This is a genomic window from Rhodanobacter sp. FDAARGOS 1247 (genome assembly GCF_016889805.1).
In the GTDB taxonomy this organism is placed as follows: Bacteria; Pseudomonadota; Gammaproteobacteria; order Xanthomonadales; family Rhodanobacteraceae; genus Rhodanobacter.
Genome location: NZ_CP069535.1, coordinates 1,675,259 through 1,698,699, shown reverse-complemented (window position 1 = coordinate 1,698,699; position 23,441 = coordinate 1,675,259). Strand labels below are relative to the sequence as shown.

General features: G+C 62.0%; 16 protein-coding genes and 4 tRNA genes. 3 read left to right on the top strand and 17 right to left on the bottom strand.

The window, feature by feature from the left end; genetic code table 11:
• Positions 1-428: 428 nt before the first annotated feature.
• Together I6J77_RS07700 and I6J77_RS07695 are read right to left on the bottom strand one after the other, a co-directional pair.
• Positions 429-4,934 carry an RHS repeat-associated core domain-containing protein gene (locus I6J77_RS07700; RefSeq protein ID WP_204111170.1) on the bottom strand — a complete coding sequence of 1,502 codons (4,506 nt, stop codon included), beginning with the start codon at positions 4,932-4,934 and terminating at the stop codon, positions 429-431.
• Positions 4,935-5,359: 425 nt separating this feature from the next.
• On the bottom strand, positions 5,360-6,061 hold the full coding sequence (locus tag I6J77_RS07695) for a PP2C family serine/threonine-protein phosphatase (protein ID WP_204111169.1): 702 nt from the start codon (positions 6,059-6,061) through the stop codon (positions 5,360-5,362).
• A gap of 111 nt (positions 6,062-6,172) precedes the next feature.
• Here I6J77_RS07695 and I6J77_RS07690 point away from each other — a divergent pair.
• Positions 6,173-6,262, top strand: a tRNA-Ser gene (locus I6J77_RS07690).
• Between the two features lie 325 nt (positions 6,263-6,587).
• On the opposite strand, the gene dnaQ is transcribed toward I6J77_RS07690, so the two are convergent.
• From dnaQ to I6J77_RS07675, 3 genes are read right to left on the bottom strand one after another with little or no spacing between them, the layout of a single operon-like run.
• On the bottom strand, positions 6,588-7,292 hold the full coding sequence (dnaQ, locus tag I6J77_RS07685) for a DNA polymerase III subunit epsilon (RefSeq protein WP_204111168.1): 705 nt from the start codon (positions 7,290-7,292) through the stop codon (positions 6,588-6,590).
• Positions 7,289-7,732, bottom strand: a complete 444-nt coding sequence (gene rnhA / locus I6J77_RS07680) for a ribonuclease HI (protein ID WP_204111167.1) — start codon at positions 7,730-7,732, stop codon at positions 7,289-7,291. The genes dnaQ and rnhA overlap by 4 nt, the downstream gene beginning before the upstream one ends.
• Entirely contained in the window at positions 7,725-8,444 is a 720-nt protein-coding gene (locus tag I6J77_RS07675) for a class I SAM-dependent methyltransferase (protein ID WP_204111166.1), read from the bottom strand. The genes rnhA and I6J77_RS07675 overlap by 8 nt, the downstream gene beginning before the upstream one ends.
• Positions 8,445-8,693: 249 nt before the next feature.
• On the opposite strand from I6J77_RS07675, the gene gloB reads away from it, so the two are divergent.
• Complete coding sequence (gene gloB, locus I6J77_RS07670) at positions 8,694-9,458, top strand: hydroxyacylglutathione hydrolase (RefSeq protein ID WP_204111165.1); 765 nt, start codon at positions 8,694-8,696, stop codon at positions 9,456-9,458.
• A 200-nt stretch (positions 9,459-9,658) separates the two neighbouring features.
• On the top strand, positions 9,659-10,654 hold the full coding sequence (locus I6J77_RS07665; RefSeq protein ID WP_204111164.1) for a transglycosylase SLT domain-containing protein: 996 nt from the start codon (positions 9,659-9,661) through the stop codon (positions 10,652-10,654).
• A 105-nt stretch (positions 10,655-10,759) separates the two neighbouring features.
• Here the strand turns inward: I6J77_RS07665 and I6J77_RS07660 are convergent, their stop codons facing one another.
• From I6J77_RS07660 to cysG, 12 genes are all read right to left on the bottom strand, one after another.
• The gene (locus tag I6J77_RS07660; protein ID WP_204111163.1) at positions 10,760-12,661 is read right to left on the bottom strand and encodes a SurA N-terminal domain-containing protein; all 1,902 of its coding nucleotides are present in this window, start codon (positions 12,659-12,661) and stop codon (positions 10,760-10,762) included.
• A 139-nt stretch (positions 12,662-12,800) separates the two neighbouring features.
• Positions 12,801-12,877 (bottom strand) — tRNA-Asp (locus tag I6J77_RS07655).
• A 10-nt stretch (positions 12,878-12,887) separates the two neighbouring features.
• Positions 12,888-12,962: transfer RNA gene (locus I6J77_RS07650), tRNA-Val, on the bottom strand.
• A 19-nt stretch (positions 12,963-12,981) separates the two neighbouring features.
• Positions 12,982-13,254 (bottom strand): HU family DNA-binding protein, encoded by a 273-nt coding sequence (locus tag I6J77_RS07645; RefSeq protein ID WP_007511239.1) that lies wholly within the window; start codon positions 13,252-13,254, stop codon positions 12,982-12,984.
• A 333-nt stretch (positions 13,255-13,587) separates the two neighbouring features.
• A complete protein-coding gene (lon, locus tag I6J77_RS07640; RefSeq protein ID WP_204111162.1) occupies positions 13,588-16,059 on the bottom strand; it encodes an endopeptidase La in 2,472 nt (823 codons plus the stop codon).
• Between the two features lie 169 nt (positions 16,060-16,228).
• Entirely contained in the window at positions 16,229-17,521 is a 1,293-nt protein-coding gene (clpX, locus tag I6J77_RS07635; protein ID WP_007805279.1) for an ATP-dependent Clp protease ATP-binding subunit ClpX, read from the bottom strand.
• Between the two features lie 109 nt (positions 17,522-17,630).
• Entirely contained in the window at positions 17,631-18,254 is a 624-nt protein-coding gene (clpP, locus tag I6J77_RS07630) for an ATP-dependent Clp endopeptidase proteolytic subunit ClpP (RefSeq protein WP_200950346.1), read from the bottom strand.
• 68 nt (positions 18,255-18,322) lie between these two features.
• Entirely contained in the window at positions 18,323-19,615 is a 1,293-nt protein-coding gene (gene tig, locus I6J77_RS07625) for a trigger factor (protein WP_204111161.1), read from the bottom strand.
• Positions 19,616-19,705: 90 nt separating this feature from the next.
• Positions 19,706-19,790: transfer RNA gene (locus I6J77_RS07620), tRNA-Leu, on the bottom strand.
• A gap of 293 nt (positions 19,791-20,083) precedes the next feature.
• Positions 20,084-20,701 carry a glutathione transferase GstA gene (gene gstA / locus I6J77_RS07615; RefSeq protein WP_204111160.1) on the bottom strand — a complete coding sequence of 206 codons (618 nt, stop codon included), beginning with the start codon at positions 20,699-20,701 and terminating at the stop codon, positions 20,084-20,086.
• 173 nt (positions 20,702-20,874) lie between these two features.
• Entirely contained in the window at positions 20,875-21,816 is a 942-nt protein-coding gene (cysK, locus tag I6J77_RS07610) for a cysteine synthase A (protein WP_204111159.1), read from the bottom strand.
• A 61-nt stretch (positions 21,817-21,877) separates the two neighbouring features.
• Positions 21,878-23,347 (bottom strand): siroheme synthase CysG, encoded by a 1,470-nt coding sequence (cysG, locus tag I6J77_RS07605; RefSeq protein WP_204111158.1) that lies wholly within the window; start codon positions 23,345-23,347, stop codon positions 21,878-21,880.
• Positions 23,348-23,441: the final 94 nt, after the last annotated feature.

The window sequence follows — 23,441 nt, the reverse complement described above, 5'->3', positions numbered from 1 at the left end:
ATAACTCGTTGCAAGTGATCGATCGCCATATCGAATTTTCAGTGCAACCCTCTGCAATCCTCATCCGATTTGCAGCACAGCACATGACGGCCAGCCAAGGCCGTTGTTAGTCAGTATTCATGTATTGAGCCCCGCAATTTTTGCACTTCGTTCTTGCCGGCCAATACGGAAGGACAGCCACGCAGCCACACCTTATACATCTAATTCTCGAGGCCCATATCCGCAACACAACATAAATCGCCCCCCACGCAATATTCAATAATGCAATCAGCCAGCTAGGTACCGATCCAATAATTTGTGTATGTAAATACACGAACGAGAAGAAAAAAAGAGCACCTGCCGGAAACCAAAGCCAAATTAACTTTCTCTTGAACCTCACTCCTCTAAGGGAATTACTCATATTCATGAGAAATAATTTCCGACCCTAATCACCAATTTCCAAAGCTCGGCAATGCATAAGTCGCAGACCAAGCTTTGCCAATAAATCCACCAACGCCCCAGCCGCCGCCAGACCACACTCCTACAGCACCCTGTACGCCCGTTGTTTTACCGCAGTTATCCCATGCAGTACTTAAGCCGCCAGCAATCTCCCATCCGGCATTTATCTCTGCATAATTCGAAGAACTCGTACCCGTGACTGGTGCGTCACCATGACTGATGTTGAGGCCTTCTCCAAAGCCTGCAAAAACTCCTCCACCAACACCGCCAGCCCCTTGCGTTGTTCCATATAGGGACCAAGTTGAAGGATTAAATGACGGAAAGTTGACACCCACAGCCGCGTTCGCACTTGCGCCGGCGCCCGGAACGGCTACTGATCCACTTGAAATAGTCCACGATAGTTGCCAATCGAGCCCATAGGGATCGGTATAGCCCAAGGGATTACCGCCGACGTAAGCATATGTATTTAACCCGCCAGTCAATCCGGTCGGATCTGACTCCAAGTAACGCCCATCACTCGAGTCATAGTCTCTGAACCCATTGTTCCAGTTACCGGTTTCAGCATCGTAAATCTGTCCAGGGAAACCGATGTCCACGCCGGAGACACCCCCCAGCAGAATCGACCGGTCAAACCCGTAGTTCAGCGCCTGCCATACCTTTTGCGCTGCGCCATCCGTGATGACCTCGGGACGTCCCGACTGATCATCGTGCAAGTAATACAGCGTATCAACGTTGCTCGTCCACACCGGATTATGGATCAGTGCGATCGGCTGACCGTTAAGATAAATGTAGTAGTTGTAGCCATTAACCGAAGACAGCTCCCCCGATAGCCGACCATCTTGGTCATAGGCATAGAGCGCGGTTTCTTGTGGGTTGCTCTTCTGTATCCGCTGGCCAATCGCGTTCACCACATAGGTCGTTGTACCAGCCGGATACACAGGGCAATTGCGTGTGGTCTCGCAATAGCTCACCGCGGCACTTCGGGACGCAGTATTCAATCGGTTGAAAGCGTCGTAGCCGTAAGTGAGTACCGAGCTTCCGTAGACGTCCGAGGCACGATTACCATCGGCATCGTACGTGTACGCGTGTCCGCCACGCTGGTTGATGCGGTTGCTGGCTGGGCTGACGGCGACTGATTCGTTCGTCAGCCCATTTTGCTGCGTGCGGTTGCCATTCGCGTCGTAGGTCAGAGCCAAGGCCGCCGGACCGGACTGCGAAGTCATCCGGTCAAGTTTGTCATAACCGAAATTCTGCGACACGGAAGTGTAGGCGTTGTTCGTGATGCTGGTGATCCGGTTCACATCGTCCCAAGCGTACGTCTGTTTTTGTTGGACTGCCGCTCCAGCCAACGACGAAAGCCCCGTGATGCGTCCGTCGCTATCATAGGTCTGAGTGCGTTGCATCCCGTTGCCATACGTCCAGCTAGTCGGGTGTCGCGAGGCGTCATAGGTGATATTGCTTGCAACGTCGACACTACGCCCGCCGTACTGGAAATTGACTTTGCTTACCTGGTCGTCAGTCCAGGTGTACGTAGTGACGTAAGGGCCATTAATCTGCTGGATCAGCCGCCCCATGCCGTCGTAGGCATAACCGTCGATGCTTGTGCCCAACCAACTAGTGGCACTCCTGCCGCTCATCCAACCCTCGACTCCGTAGGTAAAAGTGTAGCTCGTAGAACCATCGGAAAAGCCGCACAAGCGCCCCTCGCCGTTGGCGCACGAATCATAGGTGAATGCATGAGTCTGGCCACCGGCACTTTCAGAGATGACGCGATTTAGAACGTCATAGGCGTACGTGACGATTGCTCCACTGTTTCTTGTGATCGAAGACAGCCGGCCGTAGACGTCATATGCGTAGTGAGTGGCGCCAGTATCTGGGCTGGCTACGGTCCAACGTTGGCCGAAACCGTCATATGCATATGACGTGACGAGGTTACGGGGATCAGTGACCCGAATAACGTGACCACCAAGATCATATTGGTACTTGGTGACCCCTCCATTTGCATCGGTAACCGCCACTGGACGGTTCAGACTGTCGTACTGAGTCGACGTACTTCTATTCAACGCATCCACTCTAAGGGAAATATTGCCATCCAAGTCATAGGTGGTCTTGACTTTCTGGCCATGGTTTCCACGTACGGCAATCTCGCGACCAAGCTGGTCGTAATCGCGGTACTCGCCGATCGCAGGTGTGTTGCTGCCTATTAATGTACGCGTTGCGCTCGTGACATCGCCCAGAGCGTCATATGTGTATGCCGTTTTAATACTGGCGCCACTGGGGCCAGTCCATGTCGACGAGACTAATTTAAAGTCGACATCGTAGACGTTCCTCGTTTGCTCATTATCGTAATTAACAATCAACGAAGGCCGTCCGGAAATTGCGTCGTAGCTGACGTGGCCGGTATTTGTCACACCCGAATGCGCATGAGATTTGGTGACCAATCGACCGAGTGTGTCATACACATAATAGGTGATGTCACCATTTGCATTGGTGATGGTTCCAGGGCGTCCAAGCGCGGTAAAAGCACCGTAAGTTGTCGACTGCCCCAAGCCATTTGTCGTCGTGGTAAGGAAGCCTTGAGCGTTATAGCTACTGGTCACCGTGTTGCCGTTGCTGAGTGAAGGGTTGGTGACTACCATAGATGTCACCATGTGGTTGGGACTCAGCACATAGGAATACGTGGTGACTTGAGGAGGCGTATTTCCAATTCCAGTCAAATCTGTAACTTTAACCGAAGCCATCCGGTTCTGCGCGTTATAAGCGTATGACTTCTCAACATAACCCTCGACCTTGATTGATAGAAGGCGATTGGTACCAGGCGTCGGATCCCATACATAATCTGTAGTACGCGCAGACGCCGTCCCGAAGGCCTCAACGGTCTTTAGCAAAAGACCATTGGCATCATAAGAGTAGACCGTAATATTGCCGTTGTTGTCTGTTGACGACGCCATATTTCCTTTGGCGTCGTAGGTATTGCTCGCATACGAAGCGTCGCAGTTTGCAGACGCGTTACCCTTGATGGATAGGAGCAAGCCACTGTTGTCGTACTGATAGACAAGGCTATGGTTCAGCGCATTGGTCAACGTAGCAACTCGACCAGTGCTATTTGAACTATATACTATGGAAATCTTTTGGCTTCCATCCGCCATACTTGTCATGTTGGCGTTGCCACTACTGTCGTACGTCGTCACATCATGCGGTACGCCATTGTAATCAACTTCACTAAGCAGCGAGTCGGTAATTATTGGGGAGTATGTTGCCGGCAGGTATTTGTAGCTGATTGTGGTGCCCGGAAGGCCTGGCATCGTAACCGAATCAATCGTTCCAATATGACTCGTTTGAGTTAGAATGGCCGACCCGATGGAGTACGTCGAGCTAAATTTGTACACGTTACCGGAAGGATCCGTAACGTTAACCTGCCGAGACGATCCAAGCGTATTTGTCCCACTAATCAGCGAGATTTTTATCGACTGCCCATTTGTATGAGTAACAATAGTAGTGTTCGAATCAGGATGGGTAATTATCCATCCCACATTCGACGGATCCATTATTGACAGCAGCAAACCATTTGAACTGTAGGTAAAAACCTTGGCATCCTCGTCATGAAGAGTATAGGTGCCATTGGTATTATAATTAAGCGTAGCCGTCCCCACGGGCGTGAAAGGGCCAACCATCTGAAATGGGGCTCCACTAGGATTTGAATAGATGGGATGTACGAGGCTAAAATCGAGATAGGATCCATCCGGGCGGTATAGCCTAACCGGAGCACATAGGTTGGCGGGCCCGGAAGAACCGGCGTTTGAAACGCATTTCACATTGAATAACGTAAAATCAATGTTGGTAGTCCACGCACCTATACTGCTATTAACGTTGCCATTGATACTTTCAAATTTCGAGTTGTAATACCGCTCGAACCTGAGCCCCATCTCGCCCGGCTCGGCAAAATCGGCAACCGATATTGCCTTGTTACCTGCGTTGACCATGATGGGGTCGCCCGCCGCGTTCGGGCAGGGATTTCTATTTTGCTTCTTTTTGGCGGTTGGCTTGTCGCTCATTGGCGTGTGCAATCCGCCACCCCCTTGAGGGCCTATCACCGGAGGAGAAATAAGACCTGTCGACTCTTCGCTGCCGAAGATATTGTTGAAATTCCAGTTGGGTTCGTCAGGTGCGGTAACTGTAACTTCGTCAGGTTCGGTAGCTGTAACAGTCACCGGTGGATAGTCGGTCGTTTGGGTACCACTGCCACCACCGCCACTACCACTACCACTACCACTACCACTGCAGTCGCTGGAACCATCGCTGTCGGCGGTGCAGTTATTACTGGATCCGTTGGCTGCGGCTACCGCTCTGGCGGGCAATGCAATGAAATTGCTGACGCCGACCGAGACGACAATAGCTGCGCATAAAGCAGCGGTTTTCGCTCTAAACAGCCTTCTTGGCTTTTCTTTTTGCGTATCTGTAAATGAAAACTTTTTTGTCGCCAGTTCGCAGGTCATCATTCCAAGTCCTTTCGAAATTAACTGCAGAGAACGGTATAGAAGCGCCATCTGAGCTGGGGTTTGCGATCGTCATTTTTATAGCGAAAGCTTGGTGCTGCAAGTGTGGAACGATGCATTTTAGGCGCCGCCAAAGGTTCCGCCTCGCTCGACGCATTTAATAGCTTCATGCTAGCCCCCGACCGCTACACGGCGCAGCTTATTGTTGAGCATCGACCAATCTGAGGGAGTGTGTCAAGCGTGCAATAAATCGCAATAAATTACGCAGACCGTGATTGCGCACCACTGTTGAAAGCTCCCCGGATGCTGGGGCTTCTCGGCATTAGTGAGGTGTAACGCGTACAGGTTCCGATCAAATTTTTACTCGCTGAAATAGTGAGGGCCGCGAAAGCGGCCCCTTTTTTATGCAGCAACCGGTCCGCGCTTCAGCGCGAACGCACGATCAGGATCGTGACGTTGTCGTCGCCGCCACTGTCCAGGGCGCACAGCAGCAGCTGGTCGACGCACTCCTGCGCCGAGAGGTCGGCGCGGGCCATCTTCTGTGCGATGGTGGTGTCGCTGACGCCCTCGGTCAGGCCGTCACTGCACAGCAGGAAGCTCATGCCGGGTTCAAGCTTGCCCCGCGCCATGCCGATGTGCAGCTGTTCCATGGCAGTGACACCCAGCGCCTGGGTGAGCACGTTGCGCTGCGGATGTTCCGCCGCCTGCGCCGGGTCCAGCTGTCCCGCCTCGACCAGCGCCTGAACCAGGGAATGATCATGGCTGACCTGCCGCAAGCCCTGCTTCCACTGGTAGATCCGGCTGTCGCCGACCCAGGCCACTTCGTGGCTGTCGCCCTCCACACGAAGTGCGGCAATGGTGGTGCCCATGGGCAGGATGTCGAAGCTGTCGCGGGCGCACTCGAGCAGGCTCCCGGCCGCGCCACGCACAGCCTCCAGCAGGCTGCTTCCCTCCCTGACCTGCTGCACGACCTGATCACGCACCAGCGCCGAAGCCACTTCACCGTGCTGATGCCCACCCATGCCATCGGCCACCAGGAACAGGCCCAGCGACGCATCGGCGTAATAAGTGTCTTCATTGCGCGTACGACGCAGGCCGACGTGCGTTCCGTGTCCGAATTCGATCATGGGTATTCAATGGAGGCGAGCCGTAGCAGCATGCCGGAAGACAAGGTTGTTGTCACGGCAAGTTCGCTCGCGTATGATTCCCGGCTCGCATGAGCCACCATGCAACGCACCGGAGAGGTGGCAGAGTGGTCGAATGTACCTGACTCGAAATCAGGCGTACGTGTAAGCGTACCGTGGGTTCGAATCCCACCCTCTCCGCCAGAAAAGCAAAACGCCCCCTCGTGGGGCGTTTTGCTTTTCTGATGGTGACGGCTGGGTGAGAACCCACCGGGTTACTCGGCGCATCCTGCGCCTCGCCCTGCGGGCCATCGGCTACGCCGATGTTCGACTACGGCATCCTGCCTTCGTCGTCGACAAATTTGCCAGGAGCTTGTTGGACAGCCGCAGGCTGGCCCCGTAGCGCGCAGCGCGAAGGGGTTCGGCCCAAGGATGGGCCGAACAATCCCACCAGTGCCTCGCCGCATTCCATTCTCTGCAGGCGTTAGCAACAACGGCAACGCGAGAGCCAATCCATCAAGCTCGACAATCAAACCGTCCGCCAAACACTCACCCCACCCGCACTCTTGTCCAGCGCATCCAGCCTCTGCTCGTGCAGGACCAGTTCTTCCGGCGATGCGTGCAGGACCCGTGGCCGCGCATGCAGCACCACCGGCGCCACAACCATCACGTCATGCTGCTCGGCGGCGCCTTCGAAACCCAGGTCGAACGCCACCTGCCCGGACGTCATCGCCAGATAGACGTCGGCCAGCAACTGGGCGTCGATCAGGCCGCCGTGGAGGTCGCGGCGGGAGTTGTCGACGCCCAGGCGCTTGCACAACGCATCGAGGCTGTTGCGCTGGCCGGGGTAGCGCTCGCGGGCCATCGCCAGCGTATCCAGCACCGTGCAGCGGTCGCCGATCCTGCCGACGCCGTTGTCCAGCCGGGCAAGCTCGGCATCGAGAAAGCCGATGTCGAAACTGGCGTTGTGGATGATCAGTTCGGCGCCATCGATGAAGGCCAGGAACTCCTCCACCACTTCGGGGAAACGCGGCTTGTCGAGCAGGAATTCGTCCTCGATGCCGGTGACCAGGCGGGCGCCTTCGTCGATGGCCCGGTCCGGGTTGAGGTAGGTCTGGTAGTGCCGACCGGTGAGCCGGCGCTCGACCATTTCCACACAGGCGATTTCCACCAGCCGGTGTCCCTGGCGGACTTCGAGGCCGGTCGTTTCGGTGTCGAGGACGATCTGCCTCATGCGCGGCCCTTCATCGACTCGGCCTGCTCGCGCGCGGCCTGGTCGACCCGTTCGTTCTCGGCGTGGCCGTTGTGGCCCTTCACCCATTTCCAGCGCACCTGATGGGCGCCGACGGCATCGGACAGGCGTTGCCACAGGTCCTGGTTCTTCACCGGCTTCCTGTCCGCGGTGCGCCAGCCATTGGCACGCCACTTCGGCATCCATTGTTCGATGCCCTGCATCACGTAACGGGAATCGGTGGTCAGGACGACCTGGCAGGGCCGGGTCAGGGTCTCCAGCGCGCCAATCGCCGCCATCAATTCCATCCGGTTGTTGGTGGTGGCCGGCTCGCCGCCGGCGACCATGCGCTCGCTGCCCTTGGCACGCAGCAGGGCGGCCCAGCCGCCGGGTCCGGGGTTGCCCAGACAAGCACCATCGGTAAAGGCTTCCACTTCACTCATCGTCTTTTGCAGTTCCTGAAAAAATCTGGAGCGACGCGCCACGGCGCGCCGCCGGGGAAAGCTGGCCGCTGGCCGGCACCCGCACCTGTTGCGGGCGCGAGCGCAGCAGCGTGACCGCTCGCCGATGCTTTCGCGCCAGCAGCAGGTAACCTCCGCCGAACACGCTGGCAGGGCTGCGCCGCGCCACGGCGGCGCCCGGCCAGACGCTGCCGATCCGCAGCACCCGCTCGACCAGCAGACCTTCGCGCTCAAGGCGGTGGCGCAGGCGCCACGGCATTTGCAGCGCCAGCGACCTGCCGCGGGCGCGCCAATGCAGCCATGCCGACCAGCAACCCAGCGGATGCACGCCGGTCAACGCCAGCGTGCCGCCGGGCGCCAGCACCCGAATGAGTTCATCGAGCAACGCGGCGGGATGCGATGCCAGTTCCAGCGCCTGCCGCACCAGCACCAGCTCGAATGCATCGTCGACGAAAGGCAGCGGTTCGTCCGCCCTGGCACGCAGATCACCGTCGTAGCCACCGTCGCTCACAGCCAGCGAGGTCCAGCAACCCAGCAACGGCAAGGCCGGTCGGGGATACCGTGGGGATGCATCCAGCAGCAGGCCATGCGTGCCGACACAACGCCGCAGCCCGGGCTTCAGTGCCTGGCTTTGCTCGTCCAGCAAACGAAGCATGGGTGGGCTGGAGTAGACCTCGTCATCGCGATGCTGCATGCAAACCGGTCCGGCATCTATTGCTCTTCACAGTGTAACGGTTGCTGCCATGACTCAGCAGGTCACTCATCGAGCGGAACTGCCGCACACAGCTGAACGGTCGACCGGGCATTTAACGCCAGCCTAACGAGTTCGCCGTAGCGTCAATTTATAGTCGACCGCCTCAAGCGCGCCCGGGATGGCCGCGTCTGTCGTTCCACAGCAAGTCCCCGCGCCCTGGGGGCTTTCCCAACGCAGCGGATCCCCTTCGTGCATCTCCTTCCGTTACCGGCCCTGGCCGACAACTACATCTGGCTGTTGCATGACGACGACGGGAACGCCGTCGTCGTCGACCCGGGCGACGCAGCCGTCGTGGAACAGGCGCTGAGGACGCGAGGGCTGCGGCTGCGCGCCATCTTGCTCACCCATCATCACCCCGACCACATCGGCGGGATGTCCGCCCTGCGTGCACGTCACGAGGTGCCTGTCCACGCCCCGGTCCACCCGGATATCGGGCAGCCTTTCCAGCCGGCGGTCGATGGCGATCGCATCGAACTGGCCGCGCCATCCATCCATTTCGACGTCATCGCGGTTCCGGGGCATACCCTCAGCCATATCGCCTTCGTGGGAGCCGGCCTGCTGTTTTGCGGCGACACCCTGTTCAGCATGGGCTGCGGCCGCCTGTTCGAAGGCACGCCGGCGCAGATGCTTGCCTCGCTGGATCGCCTGGCGCAACTGCCCGCCGACACGCTGGTCTGTGCCGGGCACGAATACACCGCGGCGAACGGGCGATTCGCGTCGACCGTCGAGCCCGCCAACGCGGACCTGGCCAGGCGACTGCGGGACGTGGCCAGTCTGCGCGAAAGCTCCCGTCCCACCCTGCCGGTTCCGCTTCGCAACGAACTGGCCTGCAACCCCTTTCTGCGCGTCGACACCGCCGGTGTCGTTGACTGGGCACGGCAGCAAGGCAGCGGCGAAGATCGCGTGGCGCGTTTCGCCGCCCTGCGTCGCGCCAAGGACGATTTTCGCGCATGAAGCTGGCCATCCGAATCCTGCCGGCGGCCCTCTGCGCACTGTTGGCGGCATGTGCCAACGCACCATTGCGGCCAGCTGCCGGTCCCGTCGAAATCCCCTCCCCCGTGCCTGCACCAGTGGCACCGGTACCGGACATCGAATCACCCGCTGCACAGACGGCAGGCACCGATGTCTGGACGCGACTGCGCGGGAGTTTTGCGATGCCGGGCTGCGACGCCGACCCGGCCGTGCTGGGATGGGCCAGGCGATACACGCGCCACCCGAAACAATTCGAGAGCCAGTTGCAAGCGGTGTTGCCACGCCTGGTCTACGTGCAGAAAGTCGCCGAAGACTATGACGTGGCCGGCGAGTTCGTGTTGCTGCCATGGGTGGAAAGCCATTTCCGGCCGATCGCCGCGCGCAAGCACCGGCCCGCCGGCATGTGGCAGCTGATGCCGGTCACCGCCGGATCACTGGGGCTGCGCGTGGACCGCCACTACGACGGCCGCCTCGACGTGCCGGCCTCGGCCAATGCCGTGATGAAACTGCTGGAGCAGTATCACAAGCAGTTCGGTGACTGGCGAACGGTCGACTATGCGTACAACGCGGGCGAGTTCGCCATCCGCAAGGCCATCAGGCTGCATGGCGCGCCACCCGACCAGCCGACCATTCCCACGCTGCCCGTGCGCAAGGTGACCCGCGAACACCTGACCAAATTGCTGGCGATCGCCTGTGTCGTGCGCGAGCCGGACCGTTTCAACGTCAGCTTGCCGACCTTGCCCGGCGAGCAGCATCTGGTACAGGCCGATGTGCCGCACGCGATGTCGATGGCGCAGGCCGCCGATCGCGCCGGCATGACGCTGGACGCACTGAAGCGACTGAACGGGGCGTTTGGCAGCAACACGATCGACACCGCAGCCGCCTCCTATCTCATGATGCCCGCGGCACACGCCCGCCGGTTCAACGACGCCCTGCCTGAGCTTGCCGACAGCAACGACGACAACGGCCTGCTGCAGGCGACGGCAGCCGATACCCCGGCGACCAGCTCCACCAGCGACGAAAGCAAGCGCCGGATACATACCGTCAAGCGCGGCGACAGCCTGTGGCAGATCGCCCGCACCTACGCGGTCAGCGTGGATCAGCTCAAGCGCTGGAACCATCTCGGCAAGCACTCGCTGAAGCCCGGTCAGACACTGCAGATCAGCGCACCGAACTGACGCCATCGCGGACCGGCCTGCCCGGGCAGGGACCGACTCGGCCGGAACAAGAAAAGGACGACCGAGGTCGTCCTTTTCTTTCAAGCGATGCAGGACCGCCGGTGCCTACAGCCTCTGCTTGTTGATCTTGATCTCGGTTTTCGCCTTGAGGTGGTCGATCAGTTCGCGGGCAGCCTCGTAACCATAAGCCTGCGCCATCTGCTGGCGCAGCGACTCGCGCTGCTCCGGCAGCAGCTTGGTCAGATCGCCGTCCTGCACCTTGTCCACCGCCAGCAGGGCATAGTTGCCATCCAGCATGTCGACCGCGGCAAACTGCGGCTTGTTGTCCACCGGATGCGGCATCAGGAAGGCCCGGGTCAGCAGGGGCGCGGGCACCTGGGCATGCCGAACCGCCTCACTCACCGTCGTGACGGTCGCGCCAAGCGACTTGGCCACCGCATCCATCGCCTCGCCCTTGTGCAGGCGCGCCAGGGCCTCGTCGGCCTGCTTCTTCTCGACGGCAGCCATGCGCTCATCGAGAATCTTCTGCTGCACGTCGGCGCGCACTTCGGCCAGCGGCTTGGCCGCAGCCGCAACGTGCTGGTCGACATGCAACACCAGGGAATGGTTGTTGCCCAGATCGATCAGGGCCGAATTGTTTCCCTGCACCAGCACGTCGTCACTGAAGGCCGCAGCGATCACCTTCGGATTCGCCGTCACGCCTTCGCCGCCCTGGCGCGAAAACAGCGCCGTGGTCTTGATCGGCAGCTTCAGCGCCACCGAGGCAGGCTCCAGCGAAGAGGGATTCTGGTAGGTGTTGTCGGACATCTTGCCCGCGACATCGTTGTAGTTGCGGTCGCGATCGGCCGCCGTCGCTTCCTTGACCAGCTGGTCGCGCACTTCCTCGAACGGCTTCGACTGGCCGCTGCGCACATCGCGCAACCAGATGATGTGGTAACCGTCGGTCGACAGCACCGGCTTGGAAATCTGCCCCTTCTGCAATGCGAACAACGCCGAATCGAAGGCTTCGTTGGTGACGCCCTTCTCGAGCCAGCCCAGATCGCCACCCAGACGGCGCGAACCCAGGTCCTGCGAATCCTGCTGGGCCAGCTTGGCAAAATCGGCGGGGGTCGCCTCCGCGGCGATCTTGTCGGCCTTGGCCAGCGCTTCCTTCTGCTGCTCCGGCGTGGCGTTGGCCGGCACGTTGATCAGGATATGGGAAACCAGGCGCTGTTCCGGCTGCACGAAACGCTGCTTCTCGCTGGCATAGCGCTTGCGCAGATCCTCATCGCTGGGCTCGGCGATCAGAGGCAGGTCGGCACCGACCACTTCGATGTACTTCACCGAGACCGTCTCGGGCTTCATGTAATCGGCCTGATGCGACCTGTACCAGGCCTCGATCTCGGCGTCGCTCACCGTGCTGTTTTCCAGCGTCGGGCGCTGCAACACGAAGTAACGCAGGTCACGTCGCTGGGCCTGCAGTTTCAGGAACTGGTCGAGGCGGGCATCGCTGACGATGGTGCTGGCGTTGATCGCCGAGGGCAGCAACTGGATCGCCAGCGACGAACGAATTTCCCGCTCGAACATTTCCGGCGTCTTGTACTGGCTGGTCAGCCAGGCCTGATAGCTGGTTCCGTCGAACTTGCCGTTGACCTGGAACGCGGGAATGGAAGCGATGTAGTCGCGCATCGCCAGGTCGGATACCCGCAGCCCCCAATCCTCATTGGCCTGCTGCAACAGCTGTTCGTCGACCATGCCGTCGAGGATGCGCAACTTGGTCTCGGGCTTCTCGAACGAGCTGGAATCGAATTGCTCGCCCTGCTGGGCGACCTGCTGCTGACGCACCTGGTTCACGCGGTCCTGGAACGCGCGCTGGTCGATCTCGTGCTTGCCGACCTTGGCCACGTAGGCTTCGTCGTGCGATATGAAGTAACTCTCCATGCCGAACAGCGACATCGCAAAGACGCAAACCCCCAGAAGGATGATGGACGGCCATCCATGCATCTTGTTACGCATTGCCTGCAGCATCGAAATCTTCCCGCAAGATGGTGAAAGCGCATGACGCGCATGGCTCAGGTCAGCAAACCGGCCCGCGCCGCCCGGTGTTGCCGGACGCGAACGAACCGCTCAAATGACAAGGGCGCCACACGGGCGCCCTTGCGAACTGTGGCGGAGTGGACGGGACTCGAACCCGCGACCTCCGGCGTGACAGGCCAGCATTCTAACCAACTGAACTACCACTCCGCATTTTTTCTGGTGGGTGCTGTAGGGATCGAACCTACGACCACCGCCTTGTAAGGGCGACGCTCTACCGCTGAGCTAAGCACCCGAAACCAAGCGTCAGCCGCTTAGTTTAGGGCATCCTTCAACGTCTTGCCAGCCTTGAACGCGGGCACTTTCGACGCCTTGATCTTGATCGCTTCGTTGGTCCGCGGGTTGCGGCCGGTGCGGGCAGCGCGCTTGCGCACGGTGAACGTGCCAAAGCCGACAACCGAAACGTCCTCACCCTTCTTCAACGACTTTTGCACGGTCTCGAAAAAGGCTTCCAGAGCGCGGCCAGCGTCGGCCTTGGTCAACTCGGCCTTCTCGGCAATGGCATTGATCAGATCGGTTTTATTCATTGAGAAAACTCCCTCGTTCGGATTTCGTCGGCGCGGTCGTTCCAGAGAACCCGACAGCGCCGGCATGGATGGTTGGCTCGCAGGATGCCATGACGCAACCCCGCATCGCTGCGCTGATGAACAACGCCGGGACTGCGGTAGCGCCTTTATACCAGTGCGTTGCAGGAAGGCGCAACACAAGCCACAGCAACGTTTTCGCCAGATCTGGCCGTTGTCGATCTGCTTGCAAAACAAGTACCGAACGACTAGGGCGAACTTCGCCGAACGGTGGCGAACACGCAAAAGAACGCCACGCGCGAGCGTGGCGTTCCTCCATCTGGCCGACGCAGAAACCTAATGCGTCAGCGAATGGGCTTCCGTCGAATCGCCGGAAACGGCTGCGGGAGCATCAGCCTTTGCCGTGCTTGGCTGCAACGGGCGCTCCAGCGCGATGTCCAGCACCTCGTCGATCCAGCGCACCGGATGGATCTGCATGGACGAGGTGATGTTGGCCGGCATGTCGGCAAGATCCTTCTTGTTGTCCTCGGGGATGATCACCGTGGTGATGCCGCCACGGTGCGCCGCGAGCAGCTTCTCCTTCAGCCCGCCGATCGGCAGCACCCGGCCACGCAAGGTGATTTCGCCGGTCATCGCGACTTCAGAGCGCACCGGCACCCGGGTCAACACCGACACCAGCGCCGTGCACATCGCGATGCCCGCACTGGGACCGTCCTTCGGCGTGGCGCCTTCCGGCACATGGATGTGCACGTCGAGCTTCTGGTGGAACTCCGGGTCGATGCCGAGCTGGTCGGCGCGGGCGCGCACCACGGACAAGGCGGCCTGGATCGACTCCTTCATGACGTCGCCGAGCTGGCCGGTGTGCACCAGCCGGCCCTTGCCCGCCACCACCGAGGCTTCGATGCTGAGCAGCTCGCCACCGACCTGGGTCCAGGCCAGGCCGGTGACCAGCCCCACTTCGTTCTGCAATTCCTTGCGACCGAAATCGAACCGGCGCACGCCCAGGTAGTGGTCGAGGTTTTCCGATGTCACCTTGACCTTGTCCGGAGCAGCCTTCGCCTTGCCCTTGGCGGTCCTGGCCGCTGGCTTGGCCTTGGTTTTCCTGACCTGCCCCAGCGTCAGTTCCTTGACCACCTTGCGGCAGATCTTGGAAACCTCGCGCTCCAGGTTGCGCACGCCCGACTCGCGCGTGTAGTAGCGCACGATGTCGCGCAGCGCTTCCTCGGTGACGCTGAGTTCCTCGGGCTTCAGGCCGTTCGCCTTCAACTGCTTGGCCAGCAGGTACTTCTGCGCGATGCCGAGCTTCTCGTCCTCGGTATAGCCGGGGATGCGAATGACCTCCATGCGATCGAGCAATGGGCCGGGAATGTTCAGCGAATTGGCGGTGGCGATCCACATCACCTCGGACAGGTCCAGGTCCACTTCGAGATAGTGGTCGTTGAACGCGTGGTTCTGTTCCGGGTCGAGCACCTCAAGCAGCGCCGAGGACGGATCGCCACGGAAATCCATCGACATCTTGTCGATCTCGTCCAGCACGAACAGCGGGTTCTTCGCGCCGACCTTGTTGATGTTCTGCACGATGCGGCCGGGCATCGAGCCGATATAGGTGCGCCGGTGCCCGCGGATCTCGGCCTCGTCACGCACGCCGCCCAGGCTCATGCGGACGAACTTCCGGTTGGTGGCCTTGGCGATCGACTGGCCCAGCGACGTCTTGCCCACGCCCGGCGGTCCGACCAGGCACAGGATCGGCCCCTTCATGACCGACACGCGCTGCTGCACGGCGAGATACTCGAGGATCCGTTCCTTGACCTTCTCCAGGCCGAAGTGATCGGCATCCAGCACTTCCTGGGCCAGCTGCAGGTCCTTGCGCACCTTGCTGCGCTTCTTCCACGGCACGCCGACCAGCCAGTCGAGGTAGTTGCGCACCACGGTGGCCTCGGCCGACATCGGCGACATCTGCTTGAGCTTGTTGAACTCCTGCCGCGCCTTGGCCAGCACCGGCTTGGGCATGCCCGAGCCCTCGATCTTCTTCTGCAGCTCCTCGACTTCGTTGGGGCCATCCTCGCTGTCGCCCAGCTCCTTCTGGATCGCCTTCATCTGCTCGTTGAGGTAATACTCGCGCTGGCTCTTCTCCATCTGCGACTTCACGCGGCCGCGGATGCGCTTCTCCACCTGCTGCAGGTCCATCTCGCCGTCGACCAGGCCGATCAGCAGCTCCAGCCGCTGACCGACGTCCGCGGTCTCCAGCACCTTCTGCTTGTCCGCCATGCGCACGGACAGATGCGCGGCGATGGAATCGGCGACCCGCGAGGGATCGTCGACGCCGGACAGGCTGGCCAGCACTTCCGGCGGCAGCTTGCGGCTTTGCTTGACCAGTTGCTCGAACAGCGAGATCAGCGTGCGCGAAACCACGTCGAGCTCGCGCTCCTTCGCGTTGTAGACCGGCTCGATCACGCGCGAACGCGCGGTCAGCATGCCGTCCCGTTCCTTGAAGTCCTCGACCGACACGCGCGACTGGCCTTCGACCAGCACCTTCACCGTGCCATCGGGCAGCTTCAGCAGTTGCAGCACGCCGGCCAGCGTACCGATCTGGTGCAGGTCGGAAATTTCCGGATCGTCGATGTCCGGGCTCTTCTGCGCAACCAGCAGGATCTGCCGCTCGCCCTCCATGGCGCGCTCCAGCGCACGCATGGATTTGTCGCGACCGACAAACAGCGGGATCACCATGTGCGGGTAAACCACGACATCACGCAACGGCAATACCGGCAGAGCGTCCAGCGCAGCAGGAAGGGGGGCGTTCTTGGCCATGAAAGAGGGGTCCCTCGGTCGATTGTGCGTTCAACCCGACACTGCGCCGGGCATCCCAACTCGTCAAGTGGAGGCGACGGCCAACCGAGTCAAGGTCGGCGGTCGGCCGAAAAAGAAACGGCTCCGGGAAGATCCACCGGAGCCGTCGTCGATGCAGGGGCGCGAAGAATCAGGCGGCGTCGCCGCCCTCGCCCGCCACGCGCTGCTGCAGGTTGCCGCGGTAGATCAGGTAAGGCTCGGCCTGCCCTTCGATCACGGCGTCGTCCACCACCACCTTGCTGACGTGTTCCAGCGAGGGCAGCTCGTACATCGTGTCCAGCAACACCTGCTCCAGGATGGTGCGCAGGCCGCGGGCGCCGGTCTTGCGCTTGAGCGCCTTGCGGGCAATGGCCTGCAATGCTTCGGGGCGGAACTCGAGCTCCACCTCTTCCATCTCGAACAGCTTCCTGAACTGCTTGGTCACCGCGTTCTTCGGCTCGGTGAGGATCTTCACCAGCGCCGCTTCGTCCAGCTCGTCCAGCGTGGCCACCACGGGCAGGCGTCCGACGAACTCCGGAATCAGGCCGAAGCGCACCAGATCGGCCGGCTCGACTTCGGCCAGCACCTTGCCGAGGTTCTCGGTGCGCTCCTTGGAGCGCACTTCGGCGGAAAAACCGATGCCGGTGGTCTCGGAGCGCTGCTGGATGACCTTGTCCAGGCCGGAGAACGCGCCACCGCAGATGAACAGGATGTTCTTGGTGTCGACCTGCAGGAATTCCTGCTGCGGATGCTTGCGACCGCCCTGCGGCGGCACCGAGGCCAGGGTGCCCTCGATCAGCTTCAGCAATGCCTGCTGCACGCCTTCGCCGGAAACGTCGCGGGTGATCGACGGGTTCTCGCTCTTGCGCGAAATCTTGTCGATCTCGTCGATGTAGACGATGCCCGACTGCGCCTTCTCGACGTCGTAGTCGCACTTCTGCAACAGCTTCTGGATGATGTTCTCGACATCCTCGCCCACGTAGCCGGCTTCGGTCAGCGTGGTCGCGTCGGCGATCGTGAACGGCACGTTGAGCAGGCGCGCCAGCGTTTCGGCCAGCAGCGTCTTGCCCGAACCGGTCGGCCCGATCAGCAGGATGTTGGACTTGCCCAGTTCGATGTCGTCGCTCTTCTGGCGCGACTCGATCCGCTTGTAATGGTTGTACACCGCGACGGCGAGCGCCTTCTTGGCGCGGCTCTGGCCGACCACGTACTGATCCAGCGATTCGCGGATCTCGCGCGGCTTCGGCAACTGGGTCCGGCCCGAAGCGGCCTTCTCTTCCAGTTCCTCGCGGATGATGTCGTTGCAGAGCTCGACGCATTCGTCGCAGATGAACACGGACGGGCCCGCGATCAGCTTGCGCACTTCATGCTGGCTCTTGCCACAGAAAGAGCAATAGAGAATCTTGCCGCTGTCGCTGGATCGCCCCTGACGGTCGTCACTCATACTCTCGGTCCCGCTGGTAAATCTGGATGCGCCGCGAGAATAACACAGGGCTCCGCGTCTGCCTGCAGACGCGGAGCCCCTCTCGTGACCGTGGTGTGGAAACCGGAACTCAGGCCGATTTCACCGTTTCGCCAGCGCGCTTGTCGAGCACCTCGTCGATCAGGCCATACGCCTTCGCGTCCACCGCGTTCATGAAGCGATCGCGCTCCATGTCCAGCTCGATCTTCTCGAGCGGCTGGCCGGTGTGTTCGACGTACAACTTGTTCAGGCGCTCGCGGATGTAAAGGATCTCGCGGGCCTGGATCTCGATGTCGGTGGCCTGGCCCTGCGCGCCGCCGGAGGGCTGATGGATCATGATGCGCGAGTTCGGCAGCGCGAAACGCTTGCCCTTGGCGCCGGCCATCAGCAGGAACGAGCCCATGCTGCAGGCCTGGCCGATGCACATCGTGCTGACGTTCGGCTTGATGAACTGCATGGTGTCGTAGATCGCCAGACCGGCGGTGACGGCACCGCCCGGGCTGTTGATGTAGAAATTGATGTCCTTGTCCGGATTTTCCGACTCCAGGAACAGCATCTGCGCCACGATCAGGTTCGCGACCTGGTCGTTGACCTCGCCCACCAGGAAGATCACGCGCTCTTTCAGCAGGCGCGAATAGATGTCGTAGGAGCGCTCGCCGCGAGCGGTCTGCTCGACGACCATCGGGACCAAATTGAGGTTCTGGATAGTATCCATGGCCATGTCTGCAGCTCTCCGTTGATGAGCCCGGGTGGTTGCCCGGGCCGGTTTTCCAGCCTGGTTGCTCAGGCGCTGACTGGACGCATCACCTCGTCGAACGTGAGATCCAGCTGGGTGGTCGTGGCGTGTTCCGCCACCCACTCCGCCACCTGATCTTCCATCACGCGATTCTGCAGCCCGGACATCAACTGGGGGTCGCCGTTGTACAGTTCAATGACCTTTTCCGGTTCTTCATAGGTCGAGGCAATCGCGGCCAGCTGCTCGGCCACGCGCTTGCGATCGATCTTGATCTCCTGCTTGCGGGCGATTTCGCCCATCAGCAGACCGGCGATCACCCGCTGGCGAGCCACCGGCATGGCGGCCTCGATCAGCTGCGGCGGCGGCTGCTGGCCCTGGGGCACGCTGCCGGCGGCCATGTTGCGCGCCTCGGACTGCACCATCAGCTTCGGCACATCCAGCTCGGCGTGGGTCACCGCCAGCTTCTCGGCCACTTCGGATTTCAGGCGGCCCATCAACGCGGCCTTCAGTTCGCGCTCCAGGTTGGCCCGCACTTCCTTGCGGAAGGTTTCCAGATCGCCGTCGGCAATGCCGAACAGCTTGGCGAATTCGGCGTCGATCTCGGGCAGCTTCGGTTCCTGCACCTTGATGATGTTGAAGCTGACCTTCGCATTCTTCCCGGCCAGCTGATCGTTGCGGAAATCCTCCGGGAACAGCACGTCGGTCTCGAAGCTTTCACCGCTCTTGCGGCCGGTCAGCGCTTCGTCCAGCGCCTTGAACAGGGTGCCCGAACCGAGCACGCTGCCGGCGCGTTCCTGGCCTTCGGCGGGGAAACGGTAGTCGTCCGCGCTGGCGGAATACTCGAACATCACGAAGTCGCCATCGGCCGAGGCGCGCTCGACTTCGTCGAAGCTGCGACGCTGCTGGCGCAGCGTCTCCAGCATCTTGTCGATGTCCGCGTCGCTGACCTCGGCCACGGGGCGCTTGATCTCGAGCGCGGCCACGTCGACCTGGGGGAACTCCGGCATGATCTCGAAGGTGGCGGTGTAGGCGATCTCGCCGTTTTCCGGCTTGCCCGTGGTGTCGATCGACGGGTTCGCGATCGGCTGCAGCTTTTCCTGCTGCACGGCTTCACGCAGCGTGCTGCCGATCAGGTCGGACAGAACCTCGCCGCGAACCTGGTCGCCGAAACGCTGCTTGATCACCGTGGTGGGCACCTTGCCCGGACGGAAGCCCTTCAGGCGAACCGTGCGACCCATTTCCGCGATGCGTGCGCTGACCTGCGTCTCAAACCGCTCCGCCGGAAATTTCACCGTGAGCTTGCGCTCGAGCGAGCCGATGTTCTCAACCGAAACCTGCATGACGTCTCCTGGTACTACCTGAATGTTGTGGGCCCGCACCGGCGCCATGGCGGCTGTGTCGCCCGGAAATCAAGGGAAATCAACGGGGCATGGTGCGAAAGGGGGGACTCGAACCCCCACGGGGTTAACCGCCAGAACCTAAATCTGGTGCGTCTACCAATTCCGCCACTCTCGCCTTGCCACCCTCGTCAAACGACCCTAACCAACTGATATGCAAAGCCAATGCGAGCCGCCTGCGCGGCCCGCCGTCGCCCCCAGATCAACCGGCGTGATCGCCTAAGTCGATGATTACCTTATACGAAAGCGGACCATTTTACGGTTGCGCCGTGCGGTAGCACAAGCCATCGCCGGCAATTGGCGCTACCCGCCGGCAAGCGCCCGGCGATTGCCGGATTCGTCGCGCATGGACACCTGCCGCATGCAAAAGGCCGGCACCTCGCGGCGCCGGCCCTTGCGGATGTTGTCCGGTTACGCCGACTTCTTGAGCAGACCCTCGGCCTCCATCGCCGCCTGCACCATCGGCCGCGCCGCCACGCGTTGCTGGAACGCGGTCAGCGACCTGAATTCCGACAGGTCCAGGTCCACGTGCTTCGCCCAGTTGGTGACGGTGAACAGATAGGCGTCGGCGGCGGTGAATTGCCCGCCCAGCAGCCACTCCTGCTTCGCCAGCAGGGCATCGAGCGTTGCGTAACGTTTGCGCAGATACTCCTTGCGTTCCTGCCGCGTCGGCTCCGGCGTGGCCGGGTTGAACAGCGGGCTGTAGGTCTTGTGCAGCTCGGAGTTGATGTAGCCGAGCATCTCCTGCAGGTGGTAGCGCGGCAGCGTGCCGTTGGCCGGCGCCAGCCCGCTGGCCGGGTTCTGGTCGGCCAGATACTGCACGATCGCCGGACCTTCGGTCAGCACTTCGCCGCCGTCCAGCTGCAGTGTGGGCACGTAGCCTTTCGGGTTGACCTGCAGGAAGTCGTCGCCGCTCTCGGTACGCTTGGTCTTGCCGTCGACCCTGACCAGCTGCAATGGCAGGCCGGCTTCCAGCGCCACGATGTGCGGCGAGAGCGAGCAGGCGCCAGGCATGTAATACAGCTTCATCCGGTTTCTCCATGGGGGACACGAGGGGCGTCGCGCAGCACGGGTAGCGGGCGCGCGACGAACCTCCATGTTAGTCGCCATGGTTACCACTGGATACGACGTCACCGCCGGCCAGCCCCGCACGCGGCATCACCGCGCCATGGAACCTGCTGCCCGGGTGATTCGGCCGCCGATCACTCGAACTCGTCCGAACCCTCGTTGACGCCTTCGAACAGGAAGGTCGACAGATAGCGTTCGCCGGTATCGGGCAGCATCGCCAGCAGCACCGAACCTTCCGGCGCATCCTTCGCCACTTCCAGCGCAGCGGCCAGCGTGGCACCCGAGGAAATGCCGGCAAAGATGCCTTCGCGCTGGGCCAGTGCACGCGAAGTATCACGGGCCAGCACGTCGTCGATCAGCACGATGCGATCCACCACCTTCGGATTCAGCACCGCCGGCACGAAGTCCGGGGTCCAGCCCTGGATCTTGTGCGGCTGCCATTCCTTGCCTGACAGCAGGGCAGCCACGGTCGGCTCGGTGGCGACCACCTGCACGTTCGGTCGCGCCACTTTCAGCACCTCGCCCACGCCGGTCAGCGTGCCTCCGGTACCCCAGCCGCTGACGAAGTAATCCAGCCGGCGCCCGGCGAAGTCACGCAGGATTTCCGGCGCCGTGGTCTGCCGGTGGTAGGCCGGGTTGGCCGGGTTCTCGAACTGGTTGGTGAAGAACCAGCCATGCTTCCGTGCCAGCTCCAGCGCCTTGTCGACCATGCCGGTGCCCCGTGCAGCCGCAGGCGTCAGCACGACCTTGCCGCCGTAGGCACGAATCAGCTTGCGCCGCTCGATCGAGAACGTCTCGGCCATCACCGCCACGAACGGATAGCCACGGGCCGCGCAGATCGCGGCGAGTGCCACGCCGGTGTTGCCCGAAGTGGCCTCGACCACGGTCTGCCCCGGCTTCAGCACGCCGCGCTGTTCGGCGTCCAGGATGATCGCCAGCGCCAGTCGATCCTTGACCGAACCGGCCGGATTGAAGGCCTCCACCTTCACATAGAGTTCGACGTGTTTTGGCGCCAGTCGGTGGAGGCGGACGATCGGCGTGTTGCCGATGGTGTCGAGGATGCTGTTGTGGATCATGGCAAGACTCCTAAAGGCAGGAAAGTCGACGGGCATCATGCGCCCGTCGCGGCAAAAATGTTCATCCGGCGCGATGCAGCGCGGCCAGCACGTCGGGTGCCGCCGGCGCGCGCTCCTGCGTGCGGAGGGCATGCACCGTGGCTCCCAGTGGCGGCTGGCCGAACCAGGCCAGCGAAGGCGCCAGCGCAGCCACTTCGCCCACGATCAGCAAGGCCGGCGAGCGCACCGCATGGAACGTCGCACGCTCGACCAGGTTGGCCAGGGTGCCGGTGACCACGCGCTGCTCCGGGCGCGAGCCATTCTCGATCAGCGCGAACGGCGTGGTCGGCGCCCGGCCGTGGGCGAGCAGGCCCGCCTGCAGCGCGCCCAGTTCGGCCACGCCCATGTACACCGCCAAGGTCTGCCGTTCCTGGGCCAGCAGCGCCCAGTCCGGCGACTGGTCCGGCGACTGGCCATGCGCGGTGACCAGGCGCACCGACTGCGCGTGATGGCGGTGGGTCAGCGGCACGCCCGCGTAAGCCGCGCAGGCCACGGCGGCGGTGATGCCGGGCACGACTTCACAGGGAATGGCGTGAGCGCGCAGGAATTCCAGCTCCTCGCCGCCGCGACCGAACACGAAGGGATCGCCGCCCTTCAGCCGCACCACCCGCCGCCCCGCCCGCGCGTGCCGCAGCAGCAGGTCGTGGATGGCTTCCTGGCTGGTGTGATGACGGCCTGCCTGCTTGCCGACCTCGATCCGTTCGGCGTCGCGCCGGGCCAGTTCCAGCACCTCGGCGCTGACCAGCCGGTCGTGCAGGATCACGTCCGCCTCGTTCAGCGCGCGCAGCGCCCGCAAGGTCAGCAGGCCCGGATCGCCGGGACCGGCGCCCACCAGCACCACCGAACCGGTCGGCGCCTCCGGCAGCGCCAGCAGCGTCGCTTCCATCGCCTGGCGGGCGGCTTCCGGCCGGCCCTGCCGCAGCAGGCCCGCCACCGGACCGGTGAACAGGTTCTCGTAGAAGCGCCGGCGCGCAGCCATGTCCGGATGCCGTGCCCGGATGCGCTTGCGCAGGCCGGCCGCCAGCGTGGCCAGCGCGCCCAGCGAGTGATCCAGCAAGCCCTCCAGCCGCTCGCGCACCAGTCGGGCCAGCATCGGCGCCTCGCCGCCGCTGGAGATGGCGATGGTCAGCGGCGACCGGTCGACCACGGCCGGCACGTGAAAACTCGACAGGGCTGCGTCGTCCACCACGTTGACGAAGATCCGCCGCAGCTCGGCAAAGGTCGCGATCAGGCGGTTCAGCTCGACGTCCGAGGTCGCCGCCACCACCAGCCAGACCCGATCCAGCCAGCTTTCGCGGAACGATTCGTGGCGGTGGGCCACGCGGCCATCGGCCACCCACCGCCGCAGCTGCGGCGTCAGCGTGGGCGCGTTCACCGTGACCTGCGCCTGCGCGCCGAGCAGCGCCGCCACCTTGCGTTCGGCCACCGGGCCACCACCGACCACCAGCACGGCGCGGCGGGACAGATCGGCGAACAGGGGATACAACTTCATGCGATGCGTCCGGTGCAGGTATGGCGATGCGACCACGCTATCCGCGCGCCAGCGGCGGCGACAAATGATTTGCGCCACCGCGCATATGCCGCCA

Excerpts from the sequence above, each read along its gene's own strand:
- cysK (WP_204111159.1), bottom strand. The coding sequence starts at position 21,816 with ATGATCCACAACAGCATCCTCGACACCATCGGCAACACGCCGATCGTC.
- I6J77_RS07675 (WP_204111166.1), bottom strand. The coding sequence starts at position 8,444 with ATGCAGCATCGCGATGACGAGGTCTACTCCAGCCCACCCATGCTTCGT.
- tig (WP_204111161.1), bottom strand. The coding sequence starts at position 19,615 with ATGCAGGTTTCGGTTGAGAACATCGGCTCGCTCGAGCGCAAGCTCACG.
- clpX (WP_007805279.1), bottom strand. The coding sequence starts at position 17,521 with ATGAGTGACGACCGTCAGGGGCGATCCAGCGACAGCGGCAAGATTCTC.
- lon (WP_204111162.1), bottom strand. The coding sequence starts at position 16,059 with ATGGCCAAGAACGCCCCCCTTCCTGCTGCGCTGGACGCTCTGCCGGTA.
- I6J77_RS07695 (WP_204111169.1), bottom strand. The coding sequence starts at position 6,061 with ATGATCGAATTCGGACACGGAACGCACGTCGGCCTGCGTCGTACGCGC.
- I6J77_RS07700 (WP_204111170.1), bottom strand. The coding sequence starts at position 4,934 with ATGACCTGCGAACTGGCGACAAAAAAGTTTTCATTTACAGATACGCAA.
- cysG (WP_204111158.1), bottom strand. The coding sequence starts at position 23,347 with ATGAAGTTGTATCCCCTGTTCGCCGATCTGTCCCGCCGCGCCGTGCTG.
- I6J77_RS07645 (WP_007511239.1), bottom strand. The coding sequence starts at position 13,254 with ATGAATAAAACCGATCTGATCAATGCCATTGCCGAGAAGGCCGAGTTG.
- rnhA (WP_204111167.1), bottom strand. The coding sequence starts at position 7,732 with ATGAGTGAAGTGGAAGCCTTTACCGATGGTGCTTGTCTGGGCAACCCC.
- dnaQ (WP_204111168.1), bottom strand. The coding sequence starts at position 7,292 with ATGAGGCAGATCGTCCTCGACACCGAAACGACCGGCCTCGAAGTCCGC.
- gstA (WP_204111160.1), bottom strand. The coding sequence starts at position 20,701 with ATGAAGCTGTATTACATGCCTGGCGCCTGCTCGCTCTCGCCGCACATC.
- I6J77_RS07665 (WP_204111164.1), top strand. The coding sequence starts at position 9,659 with ATGCCGGGCTGCGACGCCGACCCGGCCGTGCTGGGATGGGCCAGGCGA.
- clpP (WP_200950346.1), bottom strand. The coding sequence starts at position 18,254 with ATGGATACTATCCAGAACCTCAATTTGGTCCCGATGGTCGTCGAGCAG.
- I6J77_RS07660 (WP_204111163.1), bottom strand. The coding sequence starts at position 12,661 with ATGCTGCAGGCAATGCGTAACAAGATGCATGGATGGCCGTCCATCATC.